The sequence below is a fragment of the Exiguobacterium sp. H66 genome (genome assembly GCF_018618705.1).
GTDB classification, from domain to species: Bacteria; Bacillota; Bacilli; order Exiguobacteriales; family Exiguobacteriaceae; genus Exiguobacterium_A; species Exiguobacterium_A oxidotolerans.
On the sequence record NZ_JACSMQ010000010.1, the window covers coordinates 1 to 11,410 of the forward strand.

Consider the following 11,410-nt stretch of genomic DNA (forward strand, 5'->3'; position numbering starts at 1 on the left):
CGGATGACCAGGAAGGCATCAACGCTTCGAAAGCCGAGACAGAAGAATTCGTCCAGGATCTCTCGACATTCCTCGACGCTGCGACAGAAGGCGAACTTCCGAAGGAAACAGCTGAAGAAGTCCTTCGTGCTCACGAAGCGGACGTCTATAAAACATTCCAAGAGTATGCAGCAGGCGACTACGAAGGATCGTACAACACGTTCCGTGAAGGATACAGCCGCATGTATGACATCTCGAAAGCACTCTCAGTCGCCATCACAACACAGATGCCTGAGAAATTCGATAACTCGAAAGCTGATACGAAAGCGGCTGACCTCCGGTCAACACTCAACAGCCTTGCTGCTGAACACGTCGCTCTTGCGAACCTCAGCATGACGGCAGGCGTCGATCAAGCGAAAGACTACGATGCTGCAAACTGGGCGGAAGACATGCACACAGCTGACTTCAAAGCCGCGATCAAATCGATCTACGGTCAAGCCGGTGCGGATCAGTTCGAGCAAGTCTGGACGAAAAACCACATCGAAGCACAAGCAAATCTCGTCACAGCAGCCATCAACGATGATAAAAAAATGATGGGTGACGCACAAGACATGCTCAAAATGTTCACGAACGACTTCGGTGCGTTCCTCGGAGCAGCAACGGAAGAAAACCTTCCGACGAAAGCAGCAACTGAAGCGGTCGCTGGCCATGAAACATATATCCAAGACACGTTCATGCAGTACACGGAAGGCGACTACAAAGGATCAGTCGATACGTTCCGCGAGTCATATGCTTACATGTACGGTGTCGGTGAAAACCTCGGTAACGCGATCGTCATGCAATCTCCTGAGAAATTCATGGACGGTACACCAGGTTCAATGCCGAACACAGGTAACGGCGGCATGAGCGACACAAGCAACAACGCAACAACAGGTGCACTTGCACTCTTCGGTCTTGCACTCGGTGCAGCTGGAATCGTCGTGGCACGCAAACGTCAAAACGCATAAGAAATCGGGTATACTAAAAAGGATAGCGCCCTCGGCACTATCCTTTTTCTTACATAGAGAGGTCTCCCTCTCGGAAAGGAGTGACGTGTTTTGAAAAAATGGTTATTCCCGATCAGTATCGTCCTGATGCTCGCTTCAGTCGGTACATTGATCTTCTTATTATTCGGAAACACGAACGACACAGAAACGAACATCACGCAAGGTACGGCTGAATCACAATCCGCGGCTTCTTCCGAGACAAAGGAGGATCCACTCAAACCATCTGAAATCTTCAAAAAAGAATTTAAGACCCTCTCGACCAATGAAGTCGAACTTCCGAAGACATTGACGATCGACGCCCTCGACGTCAAAACGAACATCGAACAGGTCGGTCTCGATAAAAAAGGAGCGATGGGGACTCCGAAAAATGAACAACAAGTCGGGTGGTATAAATTTGGACCACGACCAGGGGACGTCGGAAATGCCGTCATCGACGGACATACGGATACGAAAACTGGTCCTGCCGTCTTCTACAAGCTGCATGAACTAAAAAAAGGTGACGCCATTAAAATCAAAGATGAGTCTGGACGCCTGCTGGTCTTCCGCGTCAAAAAACTCGTCGAGTACGACCATCTCGATGCCCCACTCGAAAAAATCTTCGGTGCTGCCGACACCCGTAACTTGAACTTAATTACGTGTATCGGTACGTACGACCAAAATGCAGGGACGTATGACAACCGTCTCGTCGTGTTCACCGAGCTTGATGAGAAAGCATCCGATCCCGTCAACACACCACCAAAACCAGCCACCAACGTCCGCATCAGTGGTGGTTTCGTGAACTGGTATGCTTCAAAAGACGATGAAGTCGTGACGTATAACATCTATCAAGAACAAGATGGAAAACGGAAAAAACTCGGTTCAACGGAATCGATTGAACGGAAAGCGTTCCCGCTTCCGGAAGATGCGACAGGTCGCTTCATCATTACGGCCGTCAATAAAGCAGGCATCGAGTCACCAGAAGCGTTTAGTGTCACTCAAAATTGAACTACCTCCACCTACACTTCGCTTAGAGGTAGAGGATTCCTGAGTTATCCGACCTAACGGTCGAAACCTGATCAGGCTAACCCCGTCGTCCCGACGGTTGAAGAAGCTAGGATGCGTTCAGCTTCTTGTTTGAGGTTCAGTCCTGCGTTCACATCACGGTCGTGGTGGATGCCGCAACTCGGGCATGTCCATTCACGCAAGCCAAGATGTTTCACGTCTTTGTGTTGATGTCCGCAACTGGAACAAAGTTGACTAGAGGCGAAGGTCTTGCCGACTTTCACGACGGTCTTTCCGTACCATGCCGCCTTGTATCCGAGCATGCGGAAGAACTCCGACCAACTGACCTCAGAGATGGACTTGCTCAACTTGCGATTCTTCTGCATGTTCTTCACCTGCAAGGTCTCGATGCCGATGACGTCGTGGTTTTTGACGATCTCGGTCGATACCTTGTGCAGGAAATCGGTTCGCTTGTTCGCGATCTTCTCGTGGATGCGGGCAACCTTCCGCTTCTGCTTCTGATAGTTCTTCGCCTCGGAAAGTGTTACTTTCTTGTCCAAGGCCAACCGTTGACGACGAGAGAGTTTGCGTTGCTCGCGCGCCAGCTTTTTCTCAAGCGAACGGAAGTAACGGTCGTTCTTGTATACCGTGCCGTCCGACAGGACGGCGAAGTGCTTCAATCCGACATCGACGCCGACGGATGAGCCCGTCTTCGGCATTTCGTTGCTCTCCTGCTCGACGAGCAGGGAGACGAAGTATTTTCCTGAAGCGTTCCGCCGGATGGTCGCGTTCAAGATGCGTCCTACGACCTGCCTCGAGTTGGCGAAACGCACCCACTTCAGCTTTGGAATTTTGATCTTGGCGCCGACGATCGAGACTTCTGGAAGTTGAGACTTACCTTGAATGTTCGTCTTATACGATTGAACAGGGTTGCACTTCGACTTGAAGCGGGGTCGTTCGTTCTGCTTCTTGAAGAAGCGGTCAAAGGCATCAGCAAGATGCTTGACGCTCGTTTGAACAGACGTGCTATCGACTTCCTTCAGCCAGTCGAACGCCTGCTTCAACGACGGGAGTTCTTTCGAACAAGACCCGTAGGACAGTCCTTTACCTGTCGCTTTATACGTCTCATCCCACTTCGCCAAGAAATGGTTGAAGACGAAGCGCGAACAACCAATCGTCTTCGCGATCAAAATTTACTGCTCTTTTGTCGGGTAGATTCTGAATTTGTAGGCCTTGTGAGTCAACATGATGTTCACCTCCTTACAAAGGATATACCCGAAAGAGAGGTTGGCGATTCATCTCCCACTTTCACTAGGGCTTCACCCTGATCGTTTAGAAGTGGGCGTATTCTCGCCTGATTTTGATAAACACAACAAAAAGATCTTACGTTCAAATCGAGCGTAAGATCTTTTTAGTCTGCCCTTTCGTTCAGGGCAATCCGTAATTGTTTGTCACCGGAAGCCGTCGTATAAAACAGATTGAGCCGACCCGGTCTGATTTTCGTTTCCGTCGTCGGGATGAAGACGATTCCGATTCGTTCTTCCCCACTCTGATACGTTCCATTTAATGCGTTAAACTGATCGGCAATCGTCACAATCCGCCCATCCGTTTCGTATTCCCCGAGCTTCGGGGCGATCTCAATCGAATCGGCGGATTGATTTTTGATTTTGACGGTAATCGCGAGCAGGCGATTCGCCTCACCACTGACCTGTAGGACTTTTTCTTTTTGAACGTTTACAAGTAAGAGCGGTGTTTGACGGGTCGCGTCCATCCGCTTGACGGCAAGCGTCTTGAGCGAGAGTCCGGCCATCTCGTAACTGACGCCAATCCGGTCTTCCCGATCAAATTGTTTTAGCTGGGCTTCCGTAAGACGCAGGCTCGTCCGGTCCGTCTGTGGCTTCGGTTCGTCCGCCTCGAAAAAACCGAGCAACGGAACCATGAATTTCGCAAGGATGATGAGGACTAGCGCCGCCGTCATCAGATAAAACAAGAACGTCTTCACACGTCACCTCTTCTCTAAGCGCGCACCCGCTGTTTCATCCAGCCCGCCTTCAATCCATTGCTGGCGGTGTACGGTTGCTTCGCTAAAAAATCGCAGTACTGAATCGCTAAATATTCTGCCTGGAATTCAACGTAACGCGTCCCCGGCAGACTGTTTACTTCATACAGATAAATCTTTCCGTCCGCTCCAATCCCGACGTCGATGCCGAGCGCATCGAGCGGGTAGTCATAAAACGACTCGAAATATGCCGGGAAGCGACGGGCGAACAACACAATCTGCCGGGAGATTTCTTCGTGTTGCTCCGGATAGTTTTGCTTCATGAAGATATCCATCCGCGTCGTCGAAAAGGCACCGTGACTCAAGTGACTAACGGACTCTTGCTTGTTGTTACTGACGAAAGGAAAGAACTTGACGAGCTTCCACGTTCCATTCGCCCCTTTTGCGACATGGATCCGCATACAATAGGAATGTCCGTGGATGGTTTCCGAAGCGATGAACGGTTGGACAATCATCGGGTTCCGTTGAATCTCTTCTTCGATACGGTCAATCAATTGTCCTGTCGAACAGGTGTCACTTTGTAAAAGATAATCGAACATATACTGATCCGGACCGACCTGTTCAATCGTATAAATTCGTTGCCCCTGCTTGCCGTTAGCCGGTTTGAAAATGATTTTCCCGTACCGTTCCAGTAGAGCGATCAAATCCTTCCCCGCACGGATCCGGTGCATCGGAATCAAATACTGTTTGAACGTTCCGTCAGCCGCAAGTTTTTTCAGGACGACGTTTTTGTTGCCGATCCGGTGTGTCGTAAACGGAATCTCGTCGGCCAAGCGCGAAAAGATGTCTTTTTGCTCGTCCGTCAACGGCAGGTGATTGTAGACGACATCCGGAAATTCGCACAAGCCATTATGCCAGCGGTCATCCAAAAAGTGCATCCCCCGAATCATCCGCTTCTCAAAGTCGATATCTTGCGGCCGGAAGAAAAACGCTTCAATCCCCATCGATGCTGCGACGACGCAGGCGATCTTATCACGAAATTGTGGTTTATCGTTCAAGCGTAATATGCCGATTCTTGTCATGTCCGTCTCCCCCTACTCAATCGGTTCTAAGAAAATCAAATAGCGTTCCGTACTGTTCGCAATGTTATAAAACGGGTAACAGGTCGAGATGACGAGCGACTCCGTTCCTGTCGCTGCCAAGACGCGTGTATCTTCATCGTCGACGATTTCACTCGACCGCATGACATAGCGGTATGATCCATCCGCCAAATAGAGTTCGACCTCATCACCCGGTTCGAGCTCACTGATTTTTGAAAACGTCGTATCGTTATGCCCTGCGATGAAGATTCGGTCACCCTGTCCAGGAAAAGCCGTTTCCGGGTGGTGCCCGACGCCTTTCGCAAGCGTTTTGTCCGTTACCCCTTCGAGGAGCGGTAATTCCATGTCGAGCGATTTAATGCTTAAGAAACCAAGTGTCTCGCCTTCTTTAAACGTGACCGGCACCGCCTCCGTGTCCGTTGCCTCTGGTTCAGCCGTCTTCTTCTGTTCCTCCGCCTCCACGACAACGGCTTTCGCCTTTTCCAGTTCGGTGGACAACGTTCGATCAATCGTGAATTTCTGATAGCCGACGTAACCTAACAAGAGAACACCGATGACGAGCAAGAGTGTCGAGACGTGTCGTCTCATCGTTTTACGACCTCCTCCTGACGGATTTGTTCGAGTGCACGACAGTACCCGGAGATATTATGCTCGACATCATCAATCCGGACACGGAAGGAGTGGTGACGGATGTAGAAACTACCGAGTATGCGCTCCGGTACTTTCATATACATCGCGACTTCCGGGTAGTAAAAACCAGTCAATTGGTACTGCATCCGGCGTTCAATCGTCGCTTCGAGCCAGTCGAGCGGAAACGTCTTCAATAAGTCCGTCTGCCCGTCCGCTTGCATCCGGCCGATCATCTCGCGGGCCGCCAGCATCAACTCAAGAAACGTCGGATACGTCGTCTCGCGGTGATGAATGAAATCAAGCTTTTGTTCGACATTTTGAAGTCCGAACCGATAGTACCGTTCATCCGGGACATACTTCGTCAATTCATTGACGCTGTAGCTGAGCCAGTGGTCATGCTGCTTCCAGTAATCGTGCGCGATAAAGTAGTTGAACGCTTGCGTCACACTCGTCAACCAACGTTCTTGTCGATCGAGTTCGTATAGACGAAGCAGCGCAAACGTCGCTTCACCTTCGTAATAGATAATCCGAAACGCCTCTTTCAGTGCAAGCGACGGATACGATAACACATGGTTGAAGTTGCCTGCCGGCTGCTGCAACCCTAACATTCCGTTCGCAAGGGCGCGGCACAACGCGAGTTCGCGACGCGACTTGAACGTCGTCATGTATTTCGTCAACGCTAAGATGGCCGCAGCATTGGCCCCGAGCTTAATTTCCGCATCCTGCTCCCAATCGACGACATAGGCCGATTCGTTCGGTTGAACGATCAAGTGCTCGATGAGATAGTTTTTCGCGCGATCGATTGCGTGTTGAAGTGTCACGTCCGGTCGGACTGCATACGCTTCAATCATCGAGTAAAGTGTACTCGCATGCCGTAAGCTGTTGTAAAATTGAATCGTTTTGTCAAAACATGAAAAGTAACCATATATGAAGCGGCCATCCGCCTGAACTTGGCGAGCTAAGTAATCACTCGCTTGCGTGACGACCGTTTTGATTTCAAAGGGAGTGGTGCGTGGAGAGACTCTGATTTTTTCCACTGTCCCTGTCATTTCGATGACGATCGGTTCTTCTTCACTGAAGACGCTCGTCGTCTCAAACAAGATACAGTTTGTCTGGTCTGTGAAAACCAAGCGTGGTATTTTTCGACGCTGCTGTTCAACATATCGTGTCATGTTCTTCAAATTCACCCGGAGTTCCGGCGTGTCCTTATCCGGCGTCAACATCGCATTTCCATTTAGTTCTTCTTCTAAAAAGGCACACGTGAAGCGAGCATCAAAAGCGATGCCTTTTCGAAAATAATTCTTACGTGTTGCACGAAGTTGATCGTTTAATTCTGCGAACGAACAAAAATGAAAATTCTTTGCAACATCTACTTTAATCCAGTCGTAGTCGACGGGATGTTCAAGTAAGAAGTTTTTGATTTTTTGAAAGATACTCGCCATTCGTTTCCCACGAAATGTATGGACCCGTGCGCGGCGTTTCTTCGTCCCGACTGATAGAAAGACGGTGAGGCGTTGATTTAAAAAGTAAGTTGCCTGATCTTCTTTCATTAGCGCAAAAACTTGTTCTTCGATTCGTTCTATCCGTTCCATCAATTCCATCCGAAGTCACTCCTTCAAAAATAATGAAAATTGTAGCAGAGAGTTTCCCCTCCGCTACAATGACTGTTATTTAATCGGTCTGCTTATTGCTGGGGACGGCGACGGAATAGTTTTGCAAACAATCCGGTTACTACCGCCAACATACCCATCATTGAAACAAGGAAAAGATTTTCTGATGTGTTCGGAAGCTTACTTGCTACGGTTCGAGTGACCGGTTTACTGATTGGTGTCGATAGAATCGGTCGGTTTTTCGGAACAACTGTCGTATGTGTCGGAACGGTCGGCTTCGTCACAACACCTGGATGCTTAGGCGGCATCGGTTTATTGATGACTGGAACCGGGACGACTGTACCGTGATCGTTGTCTTTGTCATTATCGTTATCCTTGTCCGCATCGGCATCCGCATCCGCATCGGCATCGGCGTCAGCATCCGCATCGGCGTCAGCATCCGCATCAGCGTCAGCATCCGCATCGGCGTCAGCATCCGCATCGGCATCGGCATCCGCATCGGCATCCGCGTCGGCATCCGCATCGGCGTCAGCGTCAGCGTCAGCGTCCGCATCGGCATCCGCATCAGCGTCCGCGTCCGCATCGGCGTCAGCGTCGGCATCCGCATCCGCATCCGCATCAGCATCCGCGTCGGCATCCGCATCAGCATCCGCATCGGCATCAGCATCAGCGTCAGCATCAGCGTCAGCATCAGCATCGGCGTCAGCATCGGCGTCAGCATCGGCATCCGCATCCGCATCAGCGTCCGCATCGGCGTCAGCGTCCGCATCGGCGTCAGCATCCGCGTCAGCATCAGCATCCGCATCCGCATCGGCATCCGCGTCCGCATCCGCATCCGCATCGGCATCCGCGTCAGCATCCGCATCCGCATCAGCGTCCGCATCAGCATCCGCATCGGCATCAGCGTCCGCGTCAGCATCGGCATCCGCGTCGGCATCCGCATCAGCGTCCGCATCGGCATCCGCGTCAGCATCCGCATCCGCATCGGCATCGGCGTCAGCGTCCGCATCGCCTTCTTCATCAAACACAATCGTCGTTTGACCATCTAAATCACTTAATAACTCAGCATCAATCGCTGTAGTACTGACGGCTGATCCCGTAACGACAATTTCACCATCAACACCCGCTGGCTTGTCGACGAGCACATTTAAGTCGACCGTCGTCGGTCCAAGAACCTGAACGCCGGCTAGTTCATTCGATAAGTTGACCGTATCGTTCGTGACTGCATCTAACAAGTCATTGACGGATGGTAAAAGTGCTTGGACCGGATTTAAGATTGGATCAATCAAGCTGCCTACAACACCACTTAATTCTAGGTTGGTAATTGCCGTGATTAAATCATTCAGAACTTGTTGAATAACTTGCGTAACAGCAGTTTCAAGGTGTTGTCCTAACCCGTCGCTAAAATCGACGACAATCGTTCCGTCCGGATTAATTGTCACGGGTACTTGACCGTTATAATCCAGCAAATTCGATAGTGCTACATCCAGATTATTTAAACCGTCTAAAGCATCTTCTAATTCTTCAAGCCCTTCTACTCGAAGCGCTGCTCCAACAATTGGTATGGCTTGAATATCTGCGATTCCGCTGATTAACGCTCCAACAAGGGTGTTAACATCCGTTGTTAAAGGATCAAGTTGACCTTTGAGCGTCGGCAAGTCTTCCAGTGTGATTGGCAATAGTTCTACGCTTACATCGGCATTACCGTTCGCCGTCATTTTGCCCGCGAGATCCGGAATATTAAAGACGGCGACACGTTCTGGCGACAAAATTTCTGCATCGGCCAATCCTCGGCCCGTTAAACCAAGGGCCAAATTATAATTATCTAATTGTTCTGTTAAATTCGCTCGGACTTGTACATCTGTCAATAATTGTACATCCGCTAGACTCACTCGATTTACTGGAGCAAGTGCTAATGAATTTTTAATGGATGAGGCAAATTGCTGCTGTTTTGGCTGAAACTTTTTTTCAGCTGCTTCTGTCTTGGTGTAAGTAAATGAAATTGGGGATAATGCCAGTGAGGAAGCTGTGAGTAGTTTGATCAAGCGCTTGGTGTGGTTTCTGTGGTGTCGGTTCATCTTCTTTCGGAAATCAGGCGTTTTCTTGTTCATTTGAACACTCCTTTTCTTTGAGAAAAATAACCTTACACCCATTATTATGCAGGGTTTCACCAATAAAAAATACATTTTTTTACAATTATAATATGATGATAATGTCCATTATCTAGTATATTTAATGTTAATTTTCACCTTAAAATATAACTTAAACTCATTTTTATTTTCTTTCATTTAATATATATTGTAATTTTATTTCATTACTTAATAAACCATAAACACCCATATTCATTTTTAGGGTGTTTATTCTCCTATAATGTAGTCAAAACAAAAAAAGGACCTCCCCGAGCGAATTGCCCGGAAAGGTCCTGATGATTTAATAGGTAATATGTTGCTTACTCCACTTAATCGACTCTTTAAACTGTCGAACGAGATCTTCGGCCGGTGCGGTCAAAAAGTACGCCAATCCGTCGACTTTTTCTGACATTTGCTGAGTCACGAGTCCATCTTCAATCAACTCTTGAAGTTGCTCTAAAATCTGACCATGTGACTGATCGATTCGCTGTTCAATCTCACCAATCGTCAGCGCCCCATCCCGTAAAATGTAGATGACGCTCGACTTTAAGCTGTTCTCGAAATTATGCTGAAATTTTTGCAGGGCTAATAAATCGGCTTGTTCTTCTGTTTGACGTTGATCCATCTGTCACTACCCCTTTCCTAACACATCAGACTGCTTCTTTATTATGAAGGAACGACGTTAATAATTCAAAAAGTCATTCTTTTTTTGTGATGATGGTATCAAACGTCTTTTCCTCATCTGTGATGACCATCTTCTTTTGTGTCCGGAGATGGTAGAGCCGTTGCAAATTAAGAATGATGACTTTCATGACGGCATAAAACGGAACCCCGAGTAGGACGCCGAAGAAGCCGGCGATGTTCCCTGCGACAAGCAGGACGATGATGATCGTCAACGGGTGAACATCAAGCGTTCTTCCTTGAACGAGCGGTGACATGATGTGCGAATCGATTTGTTGCGCGACCGTCATGACAATGATGGCATAGATTGCAAGAATCGGATCCTGGATAAACCCGACGATCAAGGCCGGTATGACACCGATGACTGGTCCGAGAAACGGAATGATGTTCGTCAATGTCGCAAACATCGCTAACAAAATCGCATAGTCGATGCCGATGAAGAGGTATCCGATATAGGCGATGATGCCGACACCGATACTGACGATGACCTGTCCCCGGATATAGCTCATGATCGTTTCATGGACATCTTCTAAAATTTTCTTCGTTTCTTTATGAAATTCAAACGGCATCATGTTAACCAGATTGCCTTTTAGCTTATGACCGTCTAACAACATATAAATCAACATGATCGGAATGATGATGATCGTGATGACGGTCGTCGTGATTAAGCTGACAAACCCGCCGACCCCTGCCCCGACATTTTTTAAGAAGGATGACGCGTACTCGGAGAGATTCGTCGAGAATTTATCGAACAAGTCGTCCGGTCCCCCGACGAAGCGAGAAAAAATACTGCTGTTTTCAAGCTGACTCCGGACTTCGACGAGTTGACGCTGAAATTCCGTCGCGAGGTTCGGAATCGAATTGACGAACTCACTGATTTGTTTCGATAAGGACGGACCAAAGATAAATCCAAGCGCCGTCATGATTCCAATCAATCCGAACAAGACGACCATCACTGCGGGACGCCGACTCATCTTCTTCTCAAGCATCTCGACGATCGGCAAAAGGACGTAATAGAGAATCCCGGCGATTGCGAGCGGCGGGACGACCATTTGCCCGAGTATGGCGAGTGGACGAAATAAAAAGGTCACGTGATTGCCGACCCAGACGATGACGAGCAGCGTCATGACCCACCATGCGCCACGATACCACTTGTTTTCAAACATTTTTTGCATTCTGTCACTTCCCTATACGTAATAATGATAGCTTTCACTCAGTTAGTTTTCCTTTATCCGGCTGCTTCTAATCCTCCTGC

At 48.7% G+C, this 11,410-nt stretch carries 9 protein-coding genes and 1 pseudogene; 2 read left to right on the top strand and 8 right to left on the bottom strand.

From position 1 onward, the window contains the following. Both KNP88_RS14060 and KNP88_RS14065 read left to right on the top strand, forming a co-directional pair. Positions 1–986 (top strand): copper amine oxidase (locus tag KNP88_RS14060; protein WP_214894408.1); only part of this gene is annotated, 986 nt, incomplete at its 5' end. 90 nt (positions 987–1,076) lie between these two features. Then, positions 1,077–2,009, top strand: coding sequence for a class F sortase (locus KNP88_RS14065; protein WP_214846103.1), 933 nt, complete (start codon positions 1,077–1,079; stop codon positions 2,007–2,009). A gap of 71 nt (positions 2,010–2,080) precedes the next feature. Here KNP88_RS14065 and tnpB read toward each other — a convergent pair. The 8 genes and pseudogenes from tnpB to KNP88_RS14105 all read right to left on the bottom strand — a co-directional run bounded on the left by tnpB (position 2,081) and on the right by KNP88_RS14105 (position 11,330). After that, positions 2,081–3,253, bottom strand: a pseudogene (gene tnpB / locus KNP88_RS14070) (IS200/IS605 family element RNA-guided endonuclease TnpB). 164 nt (positions 3,254–3,417) lie between these two features. Further along, positions 3,418–4,008, bottom strand: coding sequence for a hypothetical protein (locus KNP88_RS14075; RefSeq protein ID WP_214894409.1), 591 nt, complete (start codon positions 4,006–4,008; stop codon positions 3,418–3,420). A gap of 14 nt (positions 4,009–4,022) precedes the next feature. Next, positions 4,023–5,087 carry a YheC/YheD family protein gene (locus KNP88_RS14080; RefSeq protein ID WP_214894410.1) on the bottom strand — a complete coding sequence of 355 codons (1,065 nt, stop codon included), beginning with the start codon at positions 5,085–5,087 and terminating at the stop codon, positions 4,023–4,025. Positions 5,088–5,099: 12 nt separating this feature from the next. Continuing rightward, complete coding sequence (locus KNP88_RS14085) at positions 5,100–5,693, bottom strand: class D sortase (RefSeq protein ID WP_214894411.1); 594 nt, start codon at positions 5,691–5,693, stop codon at positions 5,100–5,102. After that, positions 5,690–7,336, bottom strand: a complete 1,647-nt coding sequence (locus tag KNP88_RS14090; RefSeq protein ID WP_214894412.1) for a hypothetical protein — start codon at positions 7,334–7,336, stop codon at positions 5,690–5,692. The genes KNP88_RS14085 and KNP88_RS14090 overlap by 4 nt, the downstream gene beginning before the upstream one ends. A gap of 83 nt (positions 7,337–7,419) precedes the next feature. After that, complete coding sequence (locus tag KNP88_RS14095) at positions 7,420–9,456, bottom strand: adhesive domain-containing protein (RefSeq protein ID WP_214894414.1); 2,037 nt, start codon at positions 9,454–9,456, stop codon at positions 7,420–7,422. Between the two features lie 319 nt (positions 9,457–9,775). Next, complete coding sequence (locus KNP88_RS14100; RefSeq protein ID WP_214894416.1) at positions 9,776–10,099, bottom strand: winged helix-turn-helix transcriptional regulator; 324 nt, start codon at positions 10,097–10,099, stop codon at positions 9,776–9,778. 73 nt (positions 10,100–10,172) lie between these two features. Continuing rightward, the gene (locus KNP88_RS14105) at positions 10,173–11,330 is read right to left on the bottom strand and encodes an AI-2E family transporter (protein ID WP_214846115.1); all 1,158 of its coding nucleotides are present in this window, start codon (positions 11,328–11,330) and stop codon (positions 10,173–10,175) included. Positions 11,331–11,410: the final 80 nt, after the last annotated feature.

Coding starts and splice junctions, on each gene's coding strand:
- KNP88_RS14080 (WP_214894410.1), bottom strand. CDS start 5,087: ATGACAAGAATCGGCATATTACGCTTGAACGATAAACCACAATTTCGT.
- KNP88_RS14085 (WP_214894411.1), bottom strand. CDS start 5,693: ATGAGACGACACGTCTCGACACTCTTGCTCGTCATCGGTGTTCTCTTG.
- KNP88_RS14090 (WP_214894412.1), bottom strand. CDS start 7,336: ATGGAATTGATGGAACGGATAGAACGAATCGAAGAACAAGTTTTTGCG.
- KNP88_RS14095 (WP_214894414.1), bottom strand. CDS start 9,456: ATGAACAAGAAAACGCCTGATTTCCGAAAGAAGATGAACCGACACCAC.
- KNP88_RS14100 (WP_214894416.1), bottom strand. CDS start 10,099: ATGGATCAACGTCAAACAGAAGAACAAGCCGATTTATTAGCCCTGCAA.
- KNP88_RS14105 (WP_214846115.1), bottom strand. CDS start 11,330: ATGCAAAAAATGTTTGAAAACAAGTGGTATCGTGGCGCATGGTGGGTC.